This is a genomic window from Roseococcus microcysteis (assembly GCF_014764365.1).
GTDB classification, from domain to species: Bacteria; Pseudomonadota; Alphaproteobacteria; order Acetobacterales; family Acetobacteraceae; genus Roseococcus; species Roseococcus microcysteis.
Window position 1 is genome coordinate 3,030,140 of the sequence record NZ_CP061718.1, and the last position, 23,501, is coordinate 3,053,640.

27 protein-coding genes and 1 pseudogene are annotated in these 23,501 nt (G+C 69.4%); 19 read left to right on the plus strand and 9 right to left on the minus strand.

The genetic code is table 11. The annotated features are described in order from the left end of the window. The first annotated feature begins 51 nt into the window (after positions 1-51). From ICW72_RS14585 to ICW72_RS14610, 6 genes are all read left to right on the plus strand, one after another. Positions 52-1,002: a Bug family tripartite tricarboxylate transporter substrate binding protein gene (locus ICW72_RS14585; RefSeq protein ID WP_191083376.1), complete on the plus strand. Its 951-nt coding sequence runs from the start codon at positions 52-54 to the stop codon at positions 1,000-1,002. Positions 1,003-1,067: 65 nt separating this feature from the next. After that, positions 1,068-2,210, plus strand: a complete 1,143-nt coding sequence (locus tag ICW72_RS14590; RefSeq protein WP_223880609.1) for a YeeE/YedE family protein — start codon at positions 1,068-1,070, stop codon at positions 2,208-2,210. A gap of 46 nt (positions 2,211-2,256) precedes the next feature. Beyond that, positions 2,257-2,685 carry a thiosulfate oxidation carrier protein SoxY gene (locus ICW72_RS14595; protein WP_191083378.1) on the plus strand — a complete coding sequence of 143 codons (429 nt, stop codon included), beginning with the start codon at positions 2,257-2,259 and terminating at the stop codon, positions 2,683-2,685. After that, positions 2,682-3,002 carry a thiosulfate oxidation carrier complex protein SoxZ gene (locus ICW72_RS14600; protein ID WP_191083379.1) on the plus strand — a complete coding sequence of 107 codons (321 nt, stop codon included), beginning with the start codon at positions 2,682-2,684 and terminating at the stop codon, positions 3,000-3,002. The genes ICW72_RS14595 and ICW72_RS14600 overlap by 4 nt, the downstream gene beginning before the upstream one ends. Before the next feature lie 19 nt (positions 3,003-3,021). Then, the gene (locus ICW72_RS14605) at positions 3,022-3,321 is read left to right on the plus strand and encodes a c-type cytochrome (protein ID WP_191083380.1); all 300 of its coding nucleotides are present in this window, start codon (positions 3,022-3,024) and stop codon (positions 3,319-3,321) included. Positions 3,322-3,335: 14 nt separating this feature from the next. Continuing rightward, complete coding sequence (locus ICW72_RS14610) at positions 3,336-4,616, plus strand: NAD(P)/FAD-dependent oxidoreductase (RefSeq protein ID WP_191083381.1); 1,281 nt, start codon at positions 3,336-3,338, stop codon at positions 4,614-4,616. A 76-nt stretch (positions 4,617-4,692) separates the two neighbouring features. Here the strand turns inward: ICW72_RS14610 and ICW72_RS14615 are convergent, their stop codons facing one another. Continuing rightward, positions 4,693-5,724, minus strand: coding sequence for an ABC transporter substrate-binding protein (locus ICW72_RS14615; RefSeq protein ID WP_191083382.1), 1,032 nt, complete (start codon positions 5,722-5,724; stop codon positions 4,693-4,695). Between the two features lie 261 nt (positions 5,725-5,985). Here ICW72_RS14615 and rutA point away from each other — a divergent pair, with 261 nt between their 5' ends. The 4 genes from rutA to rutD all read left to right on the plus strand — a co-directional run bounded on the left by rutA (position 5,986) and on the right by rutD (position 8,950). Further along, positions 5,986-7,068 carry a pyrimidine utilization protein A gene (gene rutA, locus ICW72_RS14620; protein ID WP_191083383.1) on the plus strand — a complete coding sequence of 361 codons (1,083 nt, stop codon included), beginning with the start codon at positions 5,986-5,988 and terminating at the stop codon, positions 7,066-7,068. A 172-nt stretch (positions 7,069-7,240) separates the two neighbouring features. Next, positions 7,241-7,795 (plus strand): isochorismatase family protein, encoded by a 555-nt coding sequence (locus tag ICW72_RS14625; protein WP_269749856.1) that lies wholly within the window; start codon positions 7,241-7,243, stop codon positions 7,793-7,795. 4 nt (positions 7,796-7,799) lie between these two features. Then, positions 7,800-8,186: a pyrimidine utilization protein C gene (gene rutC, locus ICW72_RS14630; RefSeq protein WP_191083384.1), complete on the plus strand. Its 387-nt coding sequence runs from the start codon at positions 7,800-7,802 to the stop codon at positions 8,184-8,186. Continuing rightward, the gene (gene rutD / locus ICW72_RS14635; RefSeq protein ID WP_223880610.1) at positions 8,183-8,950 is read left to right on the plus strand and encodes a pyrimidine utilization protein D; all 768 of its coding nucleotides are present in this window, start codon (positions 8,183-8,185) and stop codon (positions 8,948-8,950) included. Before rutC ends, rutD begins: the two co-directional genes overlap by 4 nt. Before the next feature lie 5 nt (positions 8,951-8,955). On the opposite strand, the gene ICW72_RS14640 is transcribed toward rutD, so the two are convergent. After that, on the minus strand, positions 8,956-10,659 hold the full coding sequence (locus ICW72_RS14640; RefSeq protein WP_191083386.1) for a gamma-glutamyltransferase family protein: 1,704 nt from the start codon (positions 10,657-10,659) through the stop codon (positions 8,956-8,958). Positions 10,660-10,712: 53 nt separating this feature from the next. Continuing rightward, a complete protein-coding gene (locus ICW72_RS14645; protein ID WP_191083387.1) occupies positions 10,713-11,105 on the minus strand; it encodes a metallopeptidase family protein in 393 nt (130 codons plus the stop codon). 28 nt (positions 11,106-11,133) lie between these two features. On the opposite strand from ICW72_RS14645, the gene ICW72_RS14650 reads away from it, so the two are divergent. Next, a complete protein-coding gene (locus ICW72_RS14650; RefSeq protein ID WP_191083388.1) occupies positions 11,134-11,421 on the plus strand; it encodes a 4a-hydroxytetrahydrobiopterin dehydratase in 288 nt (95 codons plus the stop codon). After that, positions 11,415-11,885, plus strand: coding sequence for an MmcB family DNA repair protein (locus tag ICW72_RS14655; protein WP_223880611.1), 471 nt, complete (start codon positions 11,415-11,417; stop codon positions 11,883-11,885). Before ICW72_RS14650 ends, ICW72_RS14655 begins: the two co-directional genes overlap by 7 nt. On the opposite strand, the gene ICW72_RS14660 is transcribed toward ICW72_RS14655, so the two are convergent. Further along, a complete protein-coding gene (locus tag ICW72_RS14660; protein ID WP_191083389.1) occupies positions 11,882-12,853 on the minus strand; it encodes a Bug family tripartite tricarboxylate transporter substrate binding protein in 972 nt (323 codons plus the stop codon). The two genes, ICW72_RS14655 and ICW72_RS14660, sit on opposite strands and share 4 nt — an antisense overlap. A gap of 76 nt (positions 12,854-12,929) precedes the next feature. Between ICW72_RS14660 and ICW72_RS14665 the strand changes: the two genes are divergently transcribed. The 6 genes and pseudogenes from ICW72_RS14665 to ICW72_RS14685 all read left to right on the plus strand — a co-directional run bounded on the left by ICW72_RS14665 (position 12,930) and on the right by ICW72_RS14685 (position 17,161). Beyond that, a complete protein-coding gene (locus ICW72_RS14665; protein ID WP_191083390.1) occupies positions 12,930-13,853 on the plus strand; it encodes a class I SAM-dependent methyltransferase in 924 nt (307 codons plus the stop codon). Positions 13,854-13,965: 112 nt separating this feature from the next. Continuing rightward, the gene (locus tag ICW72_RS14670) at positions 13,966-14,277 is read left to right on the plus strand and encodes a c-type cytochrome (protein WP_191083391.1); all 312 of its coding nucleotides are present in this window, start codon (positions 13,966-13,968) and stop codon (positions 14,275-14,277) included. Then, entirely contained in the window at positions 14,274-14,837 is a 564-nt protein-coding gene (locus ICW72_RS14675) for a glutathione S-transferase family protein (RefSeq protein ID WP_191083392.1), read from the plus strand. The genes ICW72_RS14670 and ICW72_RS14675 overlap by 4 nt, the downstream gene beginning before the upstream one ends. A 3-nt stretch (positions 14,838-14,840) precedes the next feature. After that, entirely contained in the window at positions 14,841-16,259 is a 1,419-nt protein-coding gene (locus ICW72_RS14680; RefSeq protein ID WP_191083393.1) for a M20 family metallopeptidase, read from the plus strand. Positions 16,260-16,310: 51 nt separating this feature from the next. Then, positions 16,311-16,472 (plus strand): annotated as a pseudogene (locus ICW72_RS21105) (pantoate--beta-alanine ligase); the annotation flags it as partial. A gap of 119 nt (positions 16,473-16,591) precedes the next feature. Further along, a complete protein-coding gene (locus tag ICW72_RS14685; RefSeq protein WP_269749818.1) occupies positions 16,592-17,161 on the plus strand; it encodes a 4-phosphopantoate--beta-alanine ligase in 570 nt (189 codons plus the stop codon). Here ICW72_RS14685 and ICW72_RS14690 read toward each other — a convergent pair. The 4 genes from ICW72_RS14690 to ICW72_RS14705 are packed head-to-tail and all read right to left on the minus strand — an operon-like array spanning position 17,151 to position 21,441. Further along, complete coding sequence (locus ICW72_RS14690; RefSeq protein ID WP_191083394.1) at positions 17,151-17,750, minus strand: HEPN domain-containing protein; 600 nt, start codon at positions 17,748-17,750, stop codon at positions 17,151-17,153. The two genes, ICW72_RS14685 and ICW72_RS14690, sit on opposite strands and share 11 nt — an antisense overlap. Beyond that, positions 17,750-18,838, minus strand: coding sequence for a ParA family protein (locus ICW72_RS14695; protein ID WP_223880612.1), 1,089 nt, complete (start codon positions 18,836-18,838; stop codon positions 17,750-17,752). Before ICW72_RS14695 ends, ICW72_RS14690 begins: the two co-directional genes overlap by 1 nt. A 45-nt stretch (positions 18,839-18,883) precedes the next feature. Further along, positions 18,884-20,194 carry an MATE family efflux transporter gene (locus tag ICW72_RS14700; RefSeq protein WP_191083396.1) on the minus strand — a complete coding sequence of 437 codons (1,311 nt, stop codon included), beginning with the start codon at positions 20,192-20,194 and terminating at the stop codon, positions 18,884-18,886. After that, a complete protein-coding gene (locus tag ICW72_RS14705; RefSeq protein ID WP_191083397.1) occupies positions 20,191-21,441 on the minus strand; it encodes an NAD(P)/FAD-dependent oxidoreductase in 1,251 nt (416 codons plus the stop codon). The genes ICW72_RS14700 and ICW72_RS14705 overlap by 4 nt, the downstream gene beginning before the upstream one ends. 94 nt (positions 21,442-21,535) lie before the next feature. On the opposite strand from ICW72_RS14705, the gene ICW72_RS14710 reads away from it, so the two are divergent. Next, complete coding sequence (locus ICW72_RS14710; RefSeq protein WP_191083398.1) at positions 21,536-22,615, plus strand: Ldh family oxidoreductase; 1,080 nt, start codon at positions 21,536-21,538, stop codon at positions 22,613-22,615. A gap of 427 nt (positions 22,616-23,042) precedes the next feature. Here ICW72_RS14710 and ICW72_RS14715 read toward each other — a convergent pair whose 3' ends face one another. Further along, the gene (locus ICW72_RS14715) at positions 23,043-23,435 is read right to left on the minus strand and encodes a nuclear transport factor 2 family protein (RefSeq protein WP_191083399.1); all 393 of its coding nucleotides are present in this window, start codon (positions 23,433-23,435) and stop codon (positions 23,043-23,045) included. Positions 23,436-23,501 lie beyond the last annotated feature (66 nt).

Consider the following 23,501-nt stretch of genomic DNA (forward strand, 5'->3'; position numbering starts at 1 on the left):
AGACGGGCGGCATGGCGCTTGCATAACCCTCTGGGAACCGGAGGGTTTTTCATGCTTCGTCGTGGTATTCTGGCCTTGCCCGCTGTGCTGCCCCTCGCGGCGGCGCGGGCCCAATCCTTCCCCGACCGCCCGCTGCGCCTCGTCGTGCCCTTCCCGCCCGGCGGCGCGGCCGACTTCCTGGGCCGGGTGGTGGGCGAGCGCCTGTCGCGCGGGGTGGGCCAGCCCGTCACCATCGAGAACCGCAGCGGCGCTGGCGGCAATATCGGCACCGCCGCCGCCCTGGCGGCCGAGCGCGACGGCCACACCCTGCTGCTGAACGGCGTGCCGGTGGCGGTGAACCGCTTCCTCTTCGCCCGCCTGCCCTTCGACCCCGATGCGGACCTCGTGCCGGTGGCGATGATCGCGCTGTCGCCCAACATCATGGTGGTGCCCAACAGCCTGCCGGTGAACAGCGTGGCGGAATTCGTGGCCTTGGCGCGCACGCGGCGGCTGAACTACGCCTCCATCGGCAATGGCACCTCGCTGCACCTGGCGGGGGCGCAATTCGCCATCGCGGCCGGGGTGGAGATGGACCATGTGCCCTACCGCGAGACGGGCGCGGCCAATACCGACGTGATCGCGGGCCGGGTGGAGGTCATGTTCCAGACCATCGCCGCCGCCGCCGACCTGGTGCGCTCGGGCCGGATGAAGGCGTTGGCCGTGACCAGCGCCGAACGCGCGCCGGGCTTCGACGAGGTGCCGACCCTGCGCGAGGCGGGGGTGGACCTGGTGTCGGTCGGTTGGTTCGGCCTTTTCGCCGGGCGCGGTACCCCGGCGGACCGCGTGGCGGTGCTGGAGCGTGAGGCCCTGGCCGCCGTGCGCGACGAGGCCGTGGCCACGCGCATCCGCGGCAGTGGCAGCATCCCGCGCCCCATGGACGGGGCGGAGTTCCGCGCCTTCATCGCCTCCGAGGTGGCGCGCCTCAGCGAGACCGTGCGCGTGGCGGGTATCCGGGCGGACTGACCGCCCCCTTTTCACGCGATAAGAATGTGCATATGCCCCGCCCGGATATTCCGAGGCGGGGCCGTATGTCGTTGCGCGTGAATGTGCTGCTGGGCCTGCTGCTGCTGGGCGGTGGTGCCGTGGCCCTGGGGATGTCCCAGGGCGGCCGGGTGGCCCTGCTCTGGCTGATCGGCGCGGGGCTGGGCGTGGCGCTGTTCCATGCCAGCTTCGGCTTCGCCGGCGCCTTCCGCCGCCTGCTGGCCGAGGGCAAGGGCGCCGGGCTGCGCGCCCAGATGCTGCTGCTGGCCCTGCTGGTCATCTTCTTCCTGCCGGCGCTGGACGCTGGCGAAGTGCTGGGCGCGCCGGTGCGCGGCTTCGTCTTTCCCGTGGGATGGGCGCTGCTGCTGGGCGCCTTCCTCTTTGGCGTGGGTATGCAGATGGGGGGCGGCTGCGCCTCGGGCACGCTCTACACGGCGGGCGGCGGGGCGGTGCGGATGTGGATCACGCTGGCCGCCTTCGTGGCCGGCGCGACTCTGGCGGCCTGGCAGGCCGATCTCTGGCTGGGCTGGGCGGCGCTGCCGGCCTTCTCGCTTCCCGCCACGCTGGGGCTCTGGCCGGCGCTGGCGCTGAGCCTGGCCGTGCTGGGGCTGGTCGCGTGGGTCTCGCGCCGCGTGGAGAAATCCCGACATGGCCGCGTGGAACCCCTGGTCTGGCGCGGCGGTGATGCGCTGCGCGGCCCCTGGCCCCTGGCCTGGGGCGCCGTGGTGCTGGCCGTGCTGGGTATCGCCACGCTGGTGGCGGCGGGGCGGCCCTGGGCCATCACCGCGGCCTTTCCCCTCTGGGGTTCCAGCCTGGTCGAGGCGCTGGGCTGGGACGACCCCTCCTTCTGGACCTACTGGGAAGACCCCACCCGCGTCGAAGCCTGGCTGCGCCCCGTGTGGACCGACCGTATCACCTTGATGAACCTGGGACTCATGGCCGGCGCCTTCCTGGCGGCGGGGCTGGCCGGGCGCGCCGCCGGCTGGCGCCTGCCGCGCCCGCGCGAGGTGGCCACGGCCATCACCGGCGGCTTGCTGCTGGGCGTGGGCGCGGTGCTGGCGACGGGGTGCAACATCAGCGCCTATGTGGCGGGCATCGCCTCGGGCAGCCTGCATGGCTGGGTGTGGATTGTGCCGGCCCTGGTTGGGAATTGGGTGGGACTCAAACTCATGAAATTCGTGGATAGCTGAACGCATAATTGACAAGATAAAATCGTTCAAATACGACGGCAGGGTCATGCAGAATTCCCGCCTCCGCCGTCGCGCAATCCTCGCCCTGATCGCCCTGCCCTGGCCAGCCATGGCCTCCGGCCTGCAGGACGCCATCCGCGACGCGGTGGGCGAGGGCGAATTCACCGAATCCGGCATCACCCTCACCCTGCCCGCCACCGCCGAGAATGGCGGCCAGGTTCCACTCACCGTCCAGGTGGAAAGCCCCCAGACGCCGGCGCTGCACGTCACCGCCATCCACCTCTTCGCCACCCGCAACCCGACGCCGGGCGTGGCCAGCTTCCGCCTGACGCCGCTCGTGGCCCGGGCCGAGCTGCAGACACGCATCCGCCTGGCCGAGCATCAGCAGGTCATCGCCATCGCGGTGATGAGCGACGGCACCCGCCGCCGCGCGGTGGCCGAGGCACGGGTCTCGACCGGGGGGTGCCTGTCATGAGCGCGCCGCTGGCCACCCCGCGGCTTCGCGTGCCCCGCAGCGCCCGCCGCGGCGAGGCCTTCGAGATCCGCTGCCTCATGACACACCCCATGGAGACGGGGCTGCGGCCGGATGCCCCGCCCCGCGACATGCTCAACCGCCTGCTGGTGCGGGTGGAGGGCGAGGTCGCGCTGGACGCCACGCTGCGCAACGGCACCGCCGCCAACCCCTACCACGTCTTCTTCCTGCGCCTGGAGCGCAGCAGCGAGATCGAGTTCATCTGGTCCGACGAGGGGGGCCGCAGCGTGCGCGCCACCGCGCGGGTCACCATCGCCTGACAGCCGGAACCACCATCCCATGCCAAGCCTCCGTCGCCTGACCCTGGCCCTGCCGCTGCTGCTGGCCGGGCCCGCCCTCGCGCAGCCCGCCGCCAATGGCCCGCTGCTGGCGCAGGCCTGCCTGGGCTGCCATGGGCCGGGTGCCGCGGGGCAGGATGGCGTGCCCGCCATCGCCGGCCGCCCGGCGCCGGAGCTGGTGGCGCAGATGACCCAGTTCCGCGCCAATGAACGGCCCGGCACCATCATGGGCCGCATCGCCCGCGGCTACACGCCTGAGGAAATCACGGCCGTCGCCGCCTATCTCGCCCAAGCCCGCTGAGAGGCGTCCCGACCATGACCCAGACCACCCGCCGCGCCCTGCTGGGCGCCGCCCCGGCGCTGATCGCCGCCCCCGCCCTCGCGCAGAACCAGGGCCAGGCGCGCCTCGTGGTGGTGGGGGGCGGCTTCGGCGGCGCCTCCGCCGCCCGCTTCGCGCGCATGACCTACCCGTGGCTCGAGGTCACGCTGATCGAGCCCAAGACGCGCTTCGTCACCTGCCCCTATGGCAATCTGGTCCTGGCCGGGGCGCGCCGGCTGGAGCAGATCAGCCATGGCTATGACGGGCTGCGCGCGCGCGGCATCAACGTGGTGCATGACTGGGTGGCGGGCATCGACCCCGCCGCGCGCAGCCTGCGCCTGCGGGGCGGCGCCACCCTCTCCTATGACCGGCTGATCCTCTCGCCCGGCATCGCCCTGCGCTGGGATGCGCTGCCCGGCTATGACGAGGCCGCGTCCGAAATCTTCCCCCATGCCTGGGTCCCCGGCGAGGGCGCGCAGACCGCCCTGCTGCGCCGCCAGATCGAGGCCCTGCCCGAGGGCGGCGTGGTGGGCCTCGCCATCCCCGACAACCCCTTCCGCTGCCCGCCCGGCCCCTATGAGCGGATCAGCATGATCGCGGCGCATCTCAAGCGGCACAATCCGCGCGCCAAGATCCTGGCCTTCGACGCGAAGAACGCCTTCAGCAAGCAGGGCCTGTTCCAGGACGCCTGGAATGAGCTCTATCCCGGCATGATCGAATGGGTGCCGGCGAACCAGGATGGCCGCATCACCCGCGTGGACCCCGGCGCGCGCGAGTTCGAAAGCGAGTTCGGCACGCGCCACAAGGTGGATGTGGGCAACGTCATCCCGCCGCAATCGGCCGCGCGCATCGCCATCGAGGCGGGGCTCGCCAATGCCAGCGGCTGGGTGCCCGTGGACCCGCTGACCTTCGAATCCCGCCAGGCGCCGGGCATCCATGTGATCGGCGATGCCAACATCGCGCCGCCCATGCCCAAGTCGGGCTATGTGGCGAACAGCACGGCCAAGCAGGCGGTGACGAGCGTGGCCGCCCTGCTGCGTGGCGAGGCGCCGCCGCCCGCGCCCGTCTACTTCAACACCTGCTACAGCCATGTGGGCGAGGATTACGGCATCTCGATCGTGGGCGTGTTCCGCCCCAACCCCGATGGCAGCGGCTTCGTCGAGACGCCGCAATCGGGCGGCGTCTCGCCACGCGGCCACCACCCGGAGCAGCGCCGGCTCGAGGCGCTGTACGCCGATGCCTGGTATGCCAGCATCACCCGGGACATGTTCGGCTAGCGTCTGATCGGCTTCGGTGGAACCGAAGCCGTGAATCAGCCGCTCAACAGTACACCTCCCGGGCGCGGCGGGCGCCTCAGCCCAGCTGGCGCTCCGCCGCCGGCGGCAGGAAGCGGTCGGTGAAGAAGCGGTCGGGCGTGGGCATGTCGCCCAGGCTGAAGGCCGCCTTCACCGCCTCGATCTGCCGCTGGAAGCGCGGGGCCTCCATCACGCCCAGGCCCAGGCGGCGGACGTTCGGGCTGTCCACCAGCTCGGCCATCGCCATGTCCTGGCGAATGGTCTCGATGGCGACATCCGTCAGCGCCTCCCGCGCGCGCAGCGCCTGGATGGCGGCGGGGCGGTTGGCGAAGGACCAGCGCAGCGAGCGGATCATGCCATGCACCACGGCGCGCACCGCGTCGGGGTTCGCGTCCATGTAGCGCCGCGTGGTCAGCAGCACCGAGCCATAGAAGAAGTCCAGCCCATGCTCGCGGTAGCGGAAGATGCGCTGCGCCGGCAGGTCCATGCCCAGCGCGCGCAGCGACAGCGCGGTGGAGGTGACGAAGCCCGTGATGCCGTCGGCGCGGCGCTGCACCAGCATGGTCTCGCGCAGCTCGGGCGCCACGCTCATCCAGGTGATGGAGCTGAGCGGGATGTTGTTCACCGCGGCGAAGGCCGGGAAGACCTGGCGCCCGCCGTCGAATTCCGGCGCGGCCAGCGTCTTGCCCGCCAGGTCGGCGATGCTGTTGATGGGGCCATCGGCGCGCACGGTCACGGCCGTCGGCGCCTGGTCCCACAGCAGGCCCACCGCGATCAGGTCGTTGTTGGGGTTCTGCGACATGAAGCGCAGCGTGGGCGTGGGGTCGCACATCGCGATGTCGAAGGTGCCGGCCGCCATGTCCAGCGGAATGCGGGCCGAGCCGAAGCCGCGCTGGATGGTGATGTCGATGCCCGCCTCGCGGAAGAAGCCCTGGCGCTCACCCGCGATGCCGAAGGCGTAGGGGCCGTTCAGGATCCAGTCATAGGCGAAGCGCACGGTGGGGCGCGCCTGGGCCTTCGCCACATGCGGGGCGGCCAACAGGCCCGTGCCGGCGCCGAGCGCGGCCCGGCGGGTGAGACGCAGCGTCATGAAATGCTCCTGTTCTCCGGCCCGTGATCGAGCCGCGCGACTGTCCCGGAAATTGGCGAGGTGGACCGGGGCGCGGCAAGGGCGAAGGCGGGCCCGCGCGCGGCCGCGCGCGCCGCTTCGCCGCTTCCGCGGGCAGATGCGCCGCCGCTTGCCTCTTGATCAGGCGTTCATCGCGCCGCGCCGCCGCGCGCGTCGCGCTTCACCCGTGGCAGGCCGCGCCGGGGGTTGCGACATAAAGGGGCCGGAGAGGAGTTGGTGCCCATGCAGATCGGCGTGTTCATTCCCATCAACAACAATGGCTGGCTGCTGTCCGAAACGGCGCCGCAATACATGCCGAGCTTCGATCTCAACCGCGACATCACCCTGGCGGCGGAGCGGCATGGGCTGGACTTCGTGCTGTCCATGATCAAGCTGCATGGCTTCGGCGGGAAGACGCAATTCTGGGACCATGGGCTGGAGAGCTTCACGCTGATGGCCGGCCTCGCCGCCGTCACCACGCGCATCAAGCTGTTCGCCAGCGTGGCCACGCTCACCATCCCGCCCGCCATCGCGGCGCGCATGTCGGTGACCATCGACAGCATCTCGAAAGGGCGCTTCGGGCTGAACCTCGTCACCGGCTGGCAGAAGGCCGAGTATGACCAGATGGGCCTCTGGCCGGGCGAGAGCCATTTCTCCCGCCGCTACGAGATGCTGGACGAATACGCCACCATCCTGCGCGAGCTGTGGGAGAAGGGCGAAAGCGACCTGAAGGGCGATTTCTTCACCATGGACAAATGCGTCCTGTCGCCGCGCCCCTCCGTGCCCATCAAGATGATCTGCGCGGGTTCCTCCACCGAGGGGCTGCGCTTCACGGCCAAGCACGCGGACTACAGTTTCTGCCTGGGCAAGGGCATCAACAGCCCCACGGCCTTCGCGCCCGTGGCCGCGCGCATGCAGGAATTCGCCGCCGAGACGGGACGGCCGGTGGAGACCTTCGTCCTCTCCATGGTCATCGCCGCCGAGACGGATGAGGAGGCCTGGGCGCGCTGGGAACACATCAAATCCGGCGCCGACCATGAGGCGATCCGCTGGATGCAGGGCCAGGCCGCCGCCGATGCCCGCCCCAACGCCGACACCAATGTCCGCCAGCTCGCCGACGCCACCAGCGCGGTGAACATCAACATGAGCACCTTCATCGGCAGCTATGCCAGCGTGGCGCGGATGCTGGACGAGGTGGCGGAGGTGCCGGGCACGGGCGGCGTGCTGCTCACCTTCGACGACTTCCTGAAGGGGGTCGAGGATTTCGGCACGCGCATCCAACCGCTGATGCGCTGCCGCCAGCACATCGCGAAGGAGGCCGCGTGATGACTGATTCACCCGCCGGCTACGCCCCCGCCGCCCCCACGCGCAGCCCCTTCATCCTGCCCGCCCGCCCCGAGCCCATCCGGCTGAACCCGGCCGAGACCGCGCTCATCATCGTGGACATGCAGAACGCCTATGCCTCGCCGGGGGGTATCTGGACATCGCGGGCTTCGACATCGCGGGGGCGGCCGCCTGCATCAGCCGCATCGCCACCGCGGCCGACGCCGCGCGCAAGGCCGGCATGCCGGTGCTCTATTTCCAGAATGGCTGGGACCCCGAATACACCGAGGCCGGTGGCCCCGGCTCGCCCAACTGGCACAAGTCCAACGCGCTGAAGACCATGCGGAAGAAGCCCGAACTCCAGGGCAAGCTGCTGGCCAAGGGCGGCTGGGATTATGCGCTGGTGGAGGCGCTGGCGCCCCAGCCCGGCGACATCGTGGTGCCCAAGACGCGCTATTCCGGCTTCTTCAACACCAACATTGACAGCCTGCTGCGCGCGCGCGGCATCCGCAACATCGTCTTCACCGGCATCGCCACCAATGTCTGCGTGGAATCCTCGCTGCGCGACGCCTTCCACCTGGAATACTTCGGCATCGTGCTGGAGGATGCGACCCACGCGGCCGGCCCGGACTTCGCCCAGAAGGCCGCGCTCTACAACATCGAGACCTTCTTCGGATGGGTCTCCACCGTCGCGGATTTCTGCGGCGCCATCGGACAACGCGAGGAATAGCTCAATGCCCTTCAAGCCCGTCATCCCCGCCGGTTCCGGCAAGCCGCTCGCCCCCTATTCCCCCGGCGCCACCGCCGATGGCGTGGTCTATGTCTCGGGCACGCTGGCGCTCGACAAGAACAATGACGTCGTGGCGCCCGACGACGCCACGGCCCAGACGCGCCATGTGCTGGAGACCATCAAGTCGGTGCTCGAGACGGCGGGCGGTTCCATGGCGGACGTCGCCTTCAACCACATCTTCCTGAGCGACTGGAAGCACTACGCGCCCATGAACGCCGTCTATGCGGAGTATTTCCCGGGCGACAAGCCCGCGCGCTACTGCATCCAATGCGGCCTGGTGAAGCCCGGCGCGGTCGTCGAGATCGCCTCCATCGCGCATATCGCCAAGTGAAGTATCGCCTCACCGGGCAGGCGGGCGGGGAGGTCGTGGTCCTCTCCGCCGGCCTCGGCGGCGCCGCCGCCTTCTGGGCGCCGCAGGTGCCCGCGCTGGAACAGTGCTATCGCGTGCTGCACTACGACCACCGCGGCACCGGCGCCAACCGCGAGGCGCTGCCCGAGAGCTACAGCATCGCCCACATGGCGCGCGACGTGGCCGAGATCATGGACGAGGCCGGCATCGCCCGCGCGCACATCCTGGGCCATGCGCTGGGCGGGCTGGTGGGGCTGGAAATGGCCCGCTGCGTGCCGGAGCGCGTGGGCAAGCTGGTGCTGGTCAATGCCTGGGCCAAGGCCGACCGCCACACGGCGCGCTGCTTCGACGTGCGGCTGGGCATCCTGGCCGCGCAGGGGCCGGCCGCCTATGTGGCCGCGCAGCCGCTCTTCCTGCACAGCGCGGCCTATGCCTCGGCGCATCACGAAAAAATCCTGGCCGAGATCGCCCATGGCACGGAAAGCTTCCAGGGCGAGGACACGCTGAAGAAGCGCATCGCGGCCCTGCGTGCCTTCGACGCCACGGCGGATTTGCCGCGCATCACCGCCCCCACCCTGGTGGCGGCCGCGAAGGATGATCTGCTGGTGCCCTGGACGGCCTCCGAAGCCCTGGCCGCCGGCCTGCCCAACGCGACCCTTTGGCTGACCGACCACGGCGCCCATGCCTGCACCGTGGAAGACCCCGATGCCTTCAACCCCGTGATGATGGAGTTCCTGGCGGGCTGACCGGCTCAGTCGCCCGCCGCCGTTCCGTCCCGGCGCGGATCGGCGGCCCCTTCCAGCGTGCCGTCGGGCAGCCGGCGCAGCACCTGCAACCCGGTGTTCATCACCACCACGCGCGGCGCATGGCCCAGCGCCTGTAGGGCCGGCGCCAGCTCCGCCGCCGGAGTGCCCTGTTCCAGCTCCACCGCCTGGTTCTGCGCGCCGAGGCGCGGGCGGGCCGTGGCGCGTTGCGCGTCGCCGCCGAAGACCAGCACCTCGATCACCGCGGCCGCCACCGCATCCGGAATGCGTGAACCGCCGCCCGCGCCGAGGACGAGTTCCGGCCGTCCATCGGCGCCGAACACCAGGGTCGGCGCCATGGTGGTGACGGGCCGCCTGCCGGGCGCCATGCGGTTCTGCGCCGGCGCTTCCGCCGTGCCGGGATTGGCGGCGAAATTGGTCATGCCGTTGTTGAGCGTGACGCCCATGGCCAGCAGCTCGGCGCCGAAATTCAGGTTGTTGGTGGTGGTGAAGGCCACCGCATTGCCGGCGGCGTCCATGATGGAGAGATGCGTCGTCGCCGCCTCCGCCCAGGGGTCGCCGGGCGCGGGCAGGGCGCCGTGGCGTTCGGCCGGCGTGCCGGGTGCCACATTCTCCATCGCCCGCGCCGGACTGGCCAGGGCGGCGCGCGCGTCCAGGTAGTCGCGCGCCAGAAGGCCCGCCTGGGGCACCGCCACCCTGTCCGGGTCACCCACCCAGCGGCGCCGGTCGGCGGCCGCCATGCGGCTGGCTTCGATGAAGATGTGCGCGGCGGCGGCGCTGTCCCGCTCCGCCCGCGCCATGCCCAGCCGCTCCGCCAGGGCCAGTGTCTGCAACACGGCGATGCCGCCGGAGGAAGGGGCCGAGGCCGTGCAGATGCGCCGCGCGAAGGCCTCGGCGCAAAGCGGCTCCCGCTCCATGGCGCGGTAGGAAGCCAGGTCCTCCAGGGTCATCCAGCCCGGCACGGCATGGGCCTGCACGGCCTCGACCACGACCCGGCCCAGCGTGCCGCCATGGAGCGTGGCGGGGCCTTCGCTGGCCAGCAGGCGCAGCGCCCGCGCCTGCTCCGGATTGCGGAAGGGCGCGCCGGCGGGCAGCGGCTGGCCCTCCGCGTCGAAATACAGGGCGCGGATGGCTGGCACGCGGGCCAGTTCCGCCGCCCGGTTGCGCAAGACCTGGTGCAGATAGGGCGGCAGCGGGAAGCCGTTCTCGGCCAGCGCGATGGCCGGGGCGAAGAGGTCGGCCCAGGGCAGGCGGCCATGCGCCGCATGGGCCATGGCCAGCGCCGCCACCGCGCCGGGCACCGCCACCGCGCGGCCGGAGCGTGCCGCGGTGGCCGGGCCGATGCCGCCCGCCACCAGCCGGTCCGCGCTGGCGGCGGGCGCGCTGGCGATGCCCTCGTAATAGCGCAGCCGGCCGGCCGCCTGGTCCCAGACCATGACGAAGGCGCCGCCGAGCAGCCCGCTGGCATGGGGCTCCACCACGGAGAGCGCCGCCTGCGCCGCGATGGCCGCATCCACCGCGGACCCGCCGGCGCGCAGCATCGTCAGCGCCGCCGCCGTGGCGTGCGGGCTGGCGGTGGCGGCCATCTGGCGTGTGGCGCGGGCGGGCTCCGCCGCGGCGGAAGCCGCCAAGGGAACCACTGCGGCGGGGGCCGCCAGCAGCAGGAGGGCGGCCAGGATCAGGCGGCGCATGGCGGTCGGTTCCCTTCGAGGAACCGCCACGATATCCCGATCGCGGAAGGACGCTACTCCTCGCCCTCCAGCCTCTCGATGTCCTCGTCCGAGAGGCCGAAATGATGCGCGATCTCATGGATCAGCACGTTGCGGACCAGGGCGAAGAGATCCTCGCCCGTCTCGATCCATTCCAGCAGGATGGGTTCGCGGTAGAGGAAGATGGTGTCCGGCTCGCGCGGGGTGTCCAGGCTCGATTTCTGCGTCAGCGGCACGCCGCGATACAGGCCCGTCAGCTCCCAGGGGCTGTCCAGTTCCATGTCGGAGATGGTCTCGTCATCGGCCACCTCCTCGACCACAATGGCGGTGCCGCGCACCATGTCGCGCAGCGGCTGGGGGATGGCCGCGAGCGCATCCTCCGCCATTTCCAGGATGTCCTCGGTCGTCGGGGGCGTGGTGGGGCGCATGCGCCCGCTTTGGCACAGGAAGGGATGCATGGTCGAGAAGCTCGATGCCGCGGCGCGTGCCGCGCTGGCCACCGAACTGCCCGAATGGCGCCTGGTGGAGGGGCGCGACGCCATCACCCGCGCCTTCCGCTTCCAGGATTTCAGCGCGGCCTGGGGCTTCATGTCGCGCGTGGCCCTGCTGGCCGAGGCGCAGGACCACCACCCCGAATGGTCCAATGTCTACAACCGCGTCGAGATCACGCTCACCACCCATGACGCAAGCGGGCTGTCCGCGCGCGATGTGAAGCTGGCGCGGAGCATTGACGCGCTGTGCTGACGCTGGACGCCCCCCAGCGCACGCTCCGCGTCACCCGCGCCGCCACCCGCTTCTGCCTGGCGCAAGGCTGGGCGCCGGTGACGGAGGTGCCGCTGCCCGATGGCCGCCGCGCCGATGTACTGGCGCTGCGCCCCGATGGCGGCATCGTCATCCTGGAGGTGAAGTCCTGCGCGCGGGACTACCTGACGGATGCGAAATGGCAGGATTACTGCGCCTGGGCCGACGCCTTCCTCTTCGCCGTGGACGCCGACTTCCCGCGGGAGCTGATCCCGCCCGAGGTCGGCCTGCTGCTCACCGATGACCGCGAGGCCGCGCTGCTGCGTGACGGCGCCTGCGCGCCACTGCCGGCCGCGCGCCGCAAGGCCCTGACGCTGCGCGTGGCGCGGCTGGCGGCGCAGCGCCTGGCCTTCCAGCTGGACCCGGCCGGCGCGATCGAGATGCGGGCGGCCTTGCGGCTTGATTAGTTGCTCATCGGCGTGGCGCGCAGCAGGGGCAGCCAGGTCTCGCGTTCGCGGGCGTAGAAGGCGTCCACCTGCTCGGGGCTGGGCGGGCCGTCGGGCAACTCGCTGCCCATCTCGGCCAGGCGCTGGCGCAGGCCGGGGCGGGCGAGCGCGGTGTTGAAGCCCTCGGCCAGCGCCGCCAGGCGCGGCGCGGGCAAGGCGGCCGGCCCCGCGATGCTGTTCCAGGTGCTGCCGGTGAAACCGTCCATCCCGGCCTCGATCATCGTGGGCAAGTCGGGCGCGGCGGGCAGCCGCGTCTCGGCCGCGACACCCAGGATGCGGATGCGCCCGGCACGGTGATGCGGCAGGGCGGTCAGCGCCGCGTCGAACATGAAGGTGAGCCGCCCGGCGATCAGGTCGGTCAGAGCCTGGGCGCTGGAGGGGTAGGGCGCATGCACCAGGTCGCCCCGCGCCAGCCCCGCCTGTTCGACGAAGCGCGCGCCCACGATGTGCGTGGTGGTGCCGATGGGGCCGGAGCCATATTGCACGGGGCCCCCCTGGCGCAGCCGTCCCAGCAATTCGGGCAGGTTCCGGGCCGGGTCGGTGCCCGAGACGCACAGCACCATGGGCACGCGGTTCACCATGGCGATGCCGCGGATGGCCGTGGCGACGTCCACCGGCGGGTTCGGGAACAGCGCCAGGTTCATCACCAGTTGCGAGGCGGTCCCGAAGAGCAGCGTCTCGCCATCGGGCGCGGCGTTGGCCACCGCCTCCACGGCGCGCATGCCCGAGGCGGCGGGCATGTTCTCCACCAGGATGCGCCGTTCCAGCACGCCCTCGGCCTCGGCGGCGAGCAGGCGGGCGACGACATCCGCATTGGCCCCCGCCGCCGAGGCGACGATGAGGCGCATGGGGCGGCCCTGCGCCAGCGCGGGCGCGGCCAGGGGGAGAAGGAGGGCGGCGCCCAGGGCCGCGCGGCGGGGGATGACCATTTCTTCATTATGATATTGCGAGGCATTATCATCAAGGGCCGCTTTGCGCGCAACCGCAAGTTCGGTATCAGCGCGCATGGCCTCCCTCGCGCGCCTCGCCGCCGGTTTCGTCCCCTTCACCCCCTATGCCTATCAGGGCCGCGCCGAGGCGTGCTGCCTGTGCGGCGCCCGGGACACCCTGCCCCTTTCGGCGCATGACCGGCGGCTGAAGCGCCTCACCACCGTCATCTGCGCGGGCTGCGGGCTGCTTCGCACCGACCCCATGCCCACCGAGGCCGAGCTGGCCGACTATTACCGCCACCATTACCGCGCCGACTACCAGTTGGTGGGCACGAAGCCACCGCGCCGCCACCTGGCCCGCACCCGGGCCGAGGCCGCCCGCCGCGTGGCCTTGCTGGGCCTGCCGGCGGGGGCGCATGTGCTGGACTATGGCTCGGGCTCGGGCGAGTTCCTGGAGGCGGGCGCGCGCGCCGGCTGGCGCATGGAAGGCGTGGAGCCCGGCGAGGCCTATTCCACCCATGCCCGCGGCCAGGGCGCCGTGGTCCATCCCCGCCTGCCGCCCGAGGCCGGCCCCTTCGACGCCATCACCGCGCACCATGTCTTCGAGCATCTGCGCGACCCGCTGGCGGTGCTGCGCGAACTGGTCGCGGCGTTGAAGCCGGAGGGGGTGGTCTATCTCTCGGTACCTGACATGGGCCCCAACCGCCGCCCCGCCTTCGACCGGCTGCACTTCGCCCATGTCCATGGCTTCGTGCCCGAAACGCTGGACCTGCTGGCCGCCCAGGCCGGCCTGGTGCCCGACCCTCGCTTCCCGCGCGAGCGGACCACTTGCGTCTATGCCCGTGGCGAGGCGGTGGTGGCGCCAGACCCTGGCCTCGCCGCCCGCATCCGGGCGGGGTTCAACATGACCACGCCATTGCGCCATGTCGCCAGCTTCGGCTGGCTGGCGCCCACGCTGCGCCGCCTCTCGCGCGACGTGCGGGACAGTTTTCGGCGGTAGAGCGCGATTCGCGAAGGCGGCAGCGCCGGAGCGGTGAATCGCCCTCTCAGCCCCGGGCTTGCCCAGCCGCGCGCGACGGGTCCACCCTTCGGCCACCGCAAGGGAGAAGACGATGCGCCGGGCATTCCTGATCTGCGCCCTCACCGCCATGGCCATGCCCGCGCTGGCCCAGCCGACGCCCCTGGCCGAGGAGGGCGCCCGCCTGGCCCAGCAATGGTGCGCCAATTGCCACGCCATCGCGCCCGGGCAGCAGCCGCCCATGGGCGATGCCGCGCCCAGCCTGCCCGCCGTGGCACGCCGCGGCGCCACCGACGCCGCCCTGCGCGCCTTCCTCAGCCAGCCCCACGCCAACATGCCCGACCACAACCTGACCCGCGCCGAGCTGGACGCGCTGGTGGCCTATATCGCCTCGCTGCGGCCATGACCCTCTTCTTCCACCCGGGCAGCCCCTATGCCCGCATCATCCGCATGCTGTGGCGCGAGCGCGGGCCGGCGCTGACCGAACAGGAAGTGACGCTGCGCGACCCCGCCTCCGCCCTGTTGCCGCACAACCCGGTGGGCCGCGTGCCCTCGCTGCTGCTGGCCGATGGCACGCTGCTGTCGGAAACCCTGCTGATCCTCGCGCACCAGGGCTGGCTGCCGCGCGACAATGCCGGCATGGCCCGCCTCGGCCGCATCATGGGCATGCTGGACGGCATCGCGGTGTGGAACCGCGAACTCCGCCGCGTCCCGACCGAACGCGCCCCCGGCGTCATCGCGCTGGAAGCCACCCGCGCCGACCGCATCCTGGCCAGCCTCGACCCCGCCCAGCATGATCCAGGCAGCCCCGAGGGCATCGCCCTCGCCGCCACCTTGGGCTATGGCGAACGCCGTCACACCGTCTGGAACTGGCGCGCGGCGAACCCATCGCTGGCGCCCTGGTTCGAGGCGGCGGCACGACGCCCCGCCTTCCAGGCCACTCTACCACCCGTCTCAGGAATTTGACCGATGCAGAACAGCGAACCCGTCTGGCGCCATGTGGATGAGAAGGCGGGCCCCGCCATCGAGCTGTCGGACCGCGTCTGGGGCATGCCCGAGCTGGCCTACAACGAGCACCGCTCCGCCGCCGAACACACCGCCTATCTGAAGGCCGAAGGCTTCCGCGTGACGGAGCAGCTCGCCGGCATCCCCACCGCCATGATGGGCGAGGCCGGCGAGGAAGGCCCCGTCATCGCCATCCTGGGCGAGTTCGACGCGCTGCCGGGCCTGTCCAACGAGGCCGGCATCGCCGAGCACAAGCCCGTCCCCGGCGACGGCAACGGCCATGCCTGCGGCCACAATTTGCTCGGCGCGGCCAGCCTGCTCGCCGCCACCGCCGTGAAGGACTACCTCGCCGCCAACGGCATCAAGGGCCGCGTGCGCTACTATGGCTGCCCGGCCGAGGAAGGCGGCGCCGCCAAGGGCTTCATGGCCCGCGCCGGCCTGTTCGACGATGTGGACATCGCCATCTCCTGGCACCCTTCGGCCTTCGCCGGGGTGAATGAGCCCATCTCGCTCGCCAACACGCGCATTGACTTCACCTTCCACGGCCGCGCCAGCCACGCCGCCGCCGCGCCGCATCTCGGCCGTTCCGCCCTCGATGCCGTGGAGCTGATGAGCGTGGGCGTGAACTACCTGCGTGAGCACATCCCCTCCGAAAGCCGCATCCACTACGCCTATCTCGACGCCGGCGGCGTGGCGCCCAACGTGGTGCAGGCCAAGGCGAAGGTGCGCTACCTGATCCGCGCCGCCGATGTGCAGAGCCTGAACCGCCTGGTGACGCGCGTCCGCAAGATCGCGGACGGGGCCGCGTTGATGACCGAGACGCGGGTGGAGACGCAGGTGATCTCCGCCGTGTCCAACCTGCTCGGCAACACGCCGCTGGAGCGGCTGATGCAGGACAGCCTGGACCGCCTCGGCCCGCCCCCCTTCGACGCCGAGGACATGAAGCGCGCCGCGGAATTCCAGGCGACGCTGAGCGAGGAGGACATCGAGAGCGCCTATCGCAAGGTGGGCATGCCGCGCACCGATTCGCCGCTGGCCGACCGCATCGTGCCGCTCGACAGCCCGCGCGCGCCCATGGTGGGCAGCACGGATGTGGGCGATGTGTCCTGGAAGGTGCCGACCGTGCAGGCGCGCGGCGCGACCCACGCCATCGGCACCGCGCTGCATTCCTGGCAGGCGACGGCGCAGGGCAAGCTGCCCCACGCCCACAAGGGCATGGTGCATGTGGCCAAGGTGATGGCCGGCACGGCGGTGGACGCGCTGAAGCGCCCCGAGATCATCGCCGCCGCCAAGGCCGAGCACCACGCCAAGACGGGCGGCGTCTATCACTGCCCGCTGCCCGAGGATGCGGTGCCGCCCATCGGCATGTCGCTGACGGTCTGAGCTACCGGGGCGGCGTGGGCCGCCCCCCATCAACACGCTGGGGAGGACGCCATGAAGGTGGTGCGGGATGCGGCGGCGCTGGCCGCCGCCGTGGGGGAATGGCGCCAGGCGGGGCAGCGCGTGGCCGTGGTGCCCACCATGGGCTACCTGCACGAAGGGCACCTGGCCCTGGTGGCGCGCGCGCGGGAACTGGCCCCGCGCGTGGTCGCGACCATCTTCGTCAACCCGACGCAATTCGCCCCGCATGAGGACCTCGGCCGCTATCCGCGCGACGAGGGGGGGATATCGCGAAGCTGGAGGCGGCGGGGTGCGACCTGCTCTTCGCGCCGCCGGTGGAGGTGGTCTACCCGCCCGGCTTCGCCACGCGCATTGCCATGGAAGGCCCGGCCCTGGGGCTGGAGGGCACGCACCGCCCGCAGATGTTCGGCGGCGTGGCGCTGGTCTGCACCCGGCTGTTCGGCCTGACGCGGGCGGATGTGGGCGTCTTCGGCGAGAAGGACTGGCAGCAGGTGATGGTGATCCGCCGCGTGGTGGCGGACCTGGCGCTGCCCATCGAGATCGTGACCGTGCCCACCGTGCGCGCGGCGGATGGCTTGGCCCTGTCCTCGCGCAATGCCTACCTGGATGCGGGCGCGCGGGCGAAGGCGGTGGCGCTGCATGCGGCGCTGGTCTTCGCGGCGGAGCGGATGCGCGCGGGCGAGACGGCGGGCGAGGCCTGCGCGGCGGCGGAGAAGCGGCTGCTGGAGGCGGGGTTTGACCGTGTGGATTATGTGGCGGTTCGGCGGGAGGGGGATTTTTCGGAGTTGGAGCGGTTGGAGGGGGCTGCGCGGGTGTTGGGGGCGGCTTGGTTGGGGAGTGTGAGGTTGATTGATAACATTCGAACTAGTTTATCTATCGAGTAACTTGATAAATGGCGACACATATTTCTTCGACCAAATCAATCGAGCGAGTCACGTCTTCCTCTGAAATAGTCCAGCGACTCGCGCCAAATGTAGGGTCAATATCAGCCTCATGAGCAATTTTATTTCTTCTGTCGACAAGCAATTCAAGAGACATTTTTACATCTTTAGGGGATTTGCCGAGATAGACACCAACACTATTCCAGAGTTCAATTGAACTGAACTTGCGAACCGCGTCTGCAATTTTATCAGGCCGCTGGAACGACAAGAAAGAATGAGATTGTTGAACTTCTATACTAAATGAAGATCTAATTTCTTCGTCTGTTTTATTTCTAACCGACAAAATAGGCATCCCAAACTTTGAATAACCACTTGTATTTGGACGATTTCCATCAAATATCTCCAACATTCCTTCCAACACTATTCGATGAATAAAAAAATCTAGGGCAGATACTGCTAATACAATCTCACTTCGTAAAAAATCCGAAAGATCAAGCGCAGATGTTGTCGATGATCTAATACTCAGATAAACTCCATGCATCGCGCGCAGGCGAGACATTGTTTCCTTGAATGCAGCCAGAGCGTCCGACATTATTTTGTGAGCGCTATTATTTTTGTTGCCGCGTCATCAAATAAGCGTCGAAATTCGTGCATAGACTTCTTTGTTCTTTCAAGAACGATTCCTGTTTGGCCTAACTGGTCATCAGTAAGGGCGAACACCGGAGCGCTAAATTTTTGCGATAGCGCAATTAAGCCATTAAAATCAGACATTTGTAAAAGCGGAACTTCTGGCCTGCTTTTAGCTGCTGCATATTTTTCTTCTGGCAAAAGCATGCCAGCATCGCGCAGGGCTGGAAGTAATGTATTCTCTGTTTTTACATTTAAATCACTAATCCATTTTTGAAATGCTGCGGCAGGCACTCCTTTTTTGCGAATTCTGTATCGCTGAATAATGGCGCCTAGAAATTTGGGGTCGCAATTGGGTAAAGGATAAGTTGCGTTCTTAAGAATATCTTGAGATGACGCTTTATTTGCCCAAGATTTCCATTTTGGCAATACAGAACTCAAAGAATCTAGGGCCATAACTGAGAAATAGTCAGGAGCCATGGGCACCAAGAAATAATCGCTTGTCGCAAGGATGTTTTGATTTACTGGTCCCAAGCTCGGACTCATATCAATTAATATGTAGTCCGCCTTATACTTGCTGGCGGTAACCTGAAAGAGATGATGCATTGCTCCAGGAAGATTTTGAAGGGTAACAACTGAACCAGATAATTCCTGAGCAATTCCAAGTGTGGTTTCATACTCAGATAAGCCGATGTGACCAGGCAAGATGCGTAGGTTTTTTTGTCCTTTCATTGGTGGACAATTTACAGGGGTTATTTGAATGGGCTTCGAATCAAAGGCTGGTGATAGACCATCTCTAATATTTGTTATTGAATTTCCATCACCAAGGTAAATTGATTCTAAATCGTCAACTCCGCTCAACCCAAAGAACATGCCGGTCAAATTGCATTGGGGATCACAATCAACTAGTATTACCTTTTTCCCGCGTGACGCCAAAATCCACCCGAGATTAAACGCCGACGTTGTTTTGCTCACGCCGCCTTTGTGGTTAAAAAGGCATATTTGTTTGGTCACGGGATGCCTGCCGAAATTATGATACCACGGAGAATGCATATCAAAAATTTTAAAGTCCAGAAAATTTAACTCAGATGTTGCGCCTCACCCCCAAACCCCCCTCCTCACCGCCCCCGCCGCCAACACCCCATAAGCCGTGATTCCCAACGCCACCGCCAAAAACTGCCCCGCCATCCCCATCCCCAGCACGTCGCTCAGCAGCCAGCCGCCCACCACGGCAATCCCCAGCCGGGAAAAGCCGGCCACCACCGGCCAGCCCATCTTCCCCGCGCCCATGGCGGCGAAATACATCGCCATGCCCAGGCCGAAGCCGCCAAAGGCCGGGCCGATCCAGCGCAGCGCCTCCGCCGCGATGCGCGCCACCTCGGCGTCCGAGGCAAACAGCATCGCGAACCCCATCGGCCACACCGCGACACTCACTCCGATGGCCGAGCACAGCGCCAGCGCCATGCCCCCGCCCACCCAGGCCGTGCGCCGCGCCGTCTCCCAATCGCCCCCGCCCACCGCGCGCCCCACCAGGGCGGTCAAGGCCGAGCCGACGCCGAAGGCCAGCGGGATCATCATGAATTCCAGCCGCGCCGCCACGCCATAGGCCGCCACCGCCGCCGCGCCATGCACCGCCAGCTGCGCCGTGACGAGGATGGTCGTCATGTTCGCCACGAAGGCCAGCAAACAGGCCGTGGCCCCCACCGCCAGGATGCGCCTGAACCGCGCCCAGCGCAGCGGCACCCGCAGCTTCACGGCGAAGCCCGCGGCCCCGCTCGCCACCACCGCCGCCATCACCCCCGCCGCCACCCAGAAGCACAGCGCGAAGGACAGCCCCAGCCCCACCAGCCCCATCCCCAGCGTGTCCGCCAGCAGGAAGCCCAGCGCGGGGTAGGCCAGCCAGGCCAGGTTCAGCACCCGCGCCGCCAGCCCATGCCGCCCGCCGCCCCGCAGGATGGAGGCCAGCGTATTGGCGAGCCAAGCCGGAACGGCCCCCAGCCCGAACATCACCGCCGCATAGGGCGCGCCGGCCGCGGCCGCGACAGGCCCGCCGATCCAGCCCAGCACCGTCCAGGGAAACACCGCCAGCACCACCACGAACATCATGGCGAAGCCCAGCGCGATCAGCAGCGCGTGCAAGGCGAGCGCCGCCGCTTCCTCCGGCTGCTTCGCCCCCAGCGCGCGGGCGATGGCGCTGACCACGCCGCCGCCCATCGCGCCCGCCGACATCTGTCCCAGCAGCAGCGCGAAGGGCAGCACCACCGCCCAGCCCGCCAGCGCCTCGCGCCCCAGCCGCGCCGCGATCCAGGTCTCGATCAGCAGCGCGACCACCTGCAGCGCCGAGAGCAGGGTGGTCGGCGCCGCCAGCGCCAGGATGCGCCGGGCCAGTTCGCGCGCGGAGGGCCTCACTGGAAGCGCTCGGCCGCGAAGGGCGAGAGGTCTGTGTTCGGCCTGGGCCCCAGCATGGCCCCGGCGATCAGCGCGCCGGTGGGCGCCGAGGCCGTCAGCCCCAGATGCCCATGCCCGAAGGCGCACCACAGGCCGGGATGCGCGGCCACCTTCCCTATCACGGGCAAGGTGTCGGGCAGGCAGGGGCGGTGGCCCATCCAGTGCGGCTCAGCGCCCTCCGTGCGGGCCTGCGGGTAGACCTTCCGCAGATCCTCCAGCAGCAGGGCGGCGCGGGCCGCGGTGGGGGGCGCCTCGGTGCCGCCGAACTCGACCGTGCCGGCGATGCGCAGCCCGCCCTCCATGGGGGTGATGAAGGCCTTGCGGTCGGCGGGGACCAGGGGGCGCGTCGGCATGATGCCGGGGTCGGGCAGCATGACGTGATAGCCGCGCTGGCTCTCCAGCGGGATGCGAATGCCTAAAGGCGCCAGCAGCCGCGCCGACCAGGCGCCGGCGGCCAGCACCACGCGGTCGGCCAGCAGCGTCTCGCCGCCGGCGCGCACGCCCACCACGCGCGGGCCTTCGGTGGCCAGCGCCTCGACAGTCGCGCGGCGGATCGTGCCGCCCATGCGCTCGATCCCGCGCGCCACGGTGCGGGCGTGGCGCAGCGGGTTCACGCAATGCCCCTGGTCGGGGAGGAAGATGCCGACCTGATAGGCCTCGGCCACGCCGGGTTCGAGGGCGAGGATGCCGGCGCGGTCCAGCCTCTGCGTCACCTGGCCGTATTCGCGGCGCAGCGCCCAGGCGGCGTCGTCCTTCGCGAGGTGCTCCGCATCCCGGTAGAGGTAGAGCTGGCCGTGGTCCTGGATCAGGTCCAGCGCGCCCTCGGCGGCGAGGATTTCGCGGTGGCGTTCCTCCGCGCCGTGCAGCAGCGTGGCCATGCCGGCGGCGATCTCGCGCACGCGCTCGGGCTTCGCACTCAGCACGAAGCGCCACAGCCAGGGCAAGGCGGCGGGCCAGTAGCGGGCGGGGATGTGCAGCGCGCCCTTGGGGTCCAGCAGCATCCCCGGCACCTGCTTCAGCACCCCCGGCATGGCGAGCGGCGCGACCGAGCCCGCCGAGATGGCCCCCGCATTGCCGGAGGAGGTGCCTTCGCCAGGTCCATCACGGTCCAGCAGCGTGACTTGGGCCCCTCCGCGCGCCAGGTGCCAGCCCACGCAGAGGCCGACGATGCCGGCGCCCACGATGATCACATGTTGCGGAGGTTCCATGGGAGGGATGCTTGCCCAAAGCCGCGCGCGCGTGAAGCCGTTGACCCGGCCGCCCACCGCGCGGAAGGTCCATGCAGGGACAAGGGGACACGCCATGAACGCCACGCACCAATCCGTCCGCGCGCAGATCACCGCCATCCTGCTCGCCTGGGGCAGCCCCGCCGCGCTGGCCGAGACCACGGCCGAGGTGATGACCGAGACGGATTTGATGGGCGTGGACAGCCACGGCATCTCGATGCTGATGGGCTATGAGGAATTGCTGCGCCTCGGGCAGCTGCGCATCGCCGGCCAGCCGCGCGTCGTGCGCGAATTCGGTGCCACGGCCCTGGTGGATGGCGGCGACGCGCTGGGCCACCCGCCCGCCGTCATGGCCATGCGGATGGCGGTGGAGAAGGCGCGCATCCATGGCATCGGCGCGGTGGGGGTGGTGAACAGCCACCATTTCGGCGCGGCGGGCTATTACGCGCGGATGGCGGCGGCGTCGGGCTTCGTGGGGATGGTGTTCTCCTCTACGCGCGGCATCAGCATGGTCCCGCCCCGCGCCGCCGAGCCCATCCTGGGCACCAACCCCATCGCCTTCGCCGCGCCCAACGGGGAAGGCCAGCCGGTGGTGCTCGACATGGCCACCACCACCGTCGCGGCGAACAAGGTGAAGGTCTATCACTTGAAGGAGAAGGACGTGCCGCCCGGCTGGGTGGTGGATGGCGCGGGCAACCCCGTGACCGACCACGCGGCGGCCAACGACTACGTCTTCAAGCGCAAGGAAGGCGGGCTGACGCCCTTGGGCGAGCACAAGGGCTACGGCTTGGCGCTGATGGTCCATATCCTGGCGGGGACGATGGTGGGGGCCAGCTTCTCGCCCATCCGCAACCGGAGCCAGCGCGCGGACGAGCCCAACAATATCGGCCACATGATGCTGGCGCTGGATCCGCGCGCCTTCCGCGACATGGACGCCTACACGGCCGACATGGAAGGCGTGGTGGAGGTGCTGCGCGGCGCCCGCCCCGCCAATCCGGACGAACCCGTCCTGATCCCGGGCGACCCGGAGGATTTTTCCCGCGCGGAGCGGCTGGAGACGGGCATCCCCATTCCGGCCAGCCTGGAGCGGCATGTGCGGGAGATCGCGGCGCGGGCGGGAGTGCCGTTTGTGCTGGAGGCGGCACCGGGCGCCTGAGGGCGGGGGACGATCGCTGCCGTCTTACTATCTTACCATCTTACTATCTTACCGCAGAGGAGGTTCAGTCGCAGGCGGCCGTCCCGCAGGGCCTAGCCACATGCCAGAAAGCATTTGAAAAGTCAAGAAAATTTAGACCGGCCTGTGGCCGCCTTCGCCCCATGGCGGCGCTGCCCCGTGAGAATGCGCCGGCAAGGCCGGCGCCGCGCCCAGACCAACCGCACGGCCCGCGCACCTGTGGCGGCGCGCAAGCCAAGCGGCCGGAGGCCGCGCCCGGCGCTTGAGGGCGCAAAAAATCACTGCCGCCCTGCGAGAATGCGCCGGCAAGGCCGGCGCCGCGCCCAGACCAACCGCACGGCCCGCGCCCCCGTGGCGGCGCGCAAGCCAAGCGGCCGGAGGCCGCGCCCGGCGCTTGAGGGCAAAAAAACTAGGAGCGCAGCTCCGTGTGAAAGCTCTTGGCCACGATCCGCCAGCCCTCGCTGGTCTTCAGCAGCAGCAGAAAATCGGTGAAGTAGCGCGGCGGGATGCAGCAATGCACCTTCACGCAGGCCGCGTCATCGCCCGCCATGTCAATGGCGAGGATGCGGTCCTCCCGCGCCAGCCCCTGCGACTGCGGCGAGGGGCGGGACTTGATGGCTTTCAGCCAATCGGCGCGGGGGAAGTCCACCACCTCGCCCTTGGGCGCGCTGTAGAGATGGGCGCAGGGGTGGAAGGCGGCGGCGATCTTGTCGGCATCGCCCTCATGCAACCCGTCCAGATAGGTGCGGACCACGGCCTCGATGGCGGCGAGGGCGGGCAGGGTCATGGAACCTTCGGGCATCGTGTCCTCCTGTCGTGTTGCGCGCAGCTTGCCACAGCCGCGGGGCTTCCGCACGCGGGGATGACG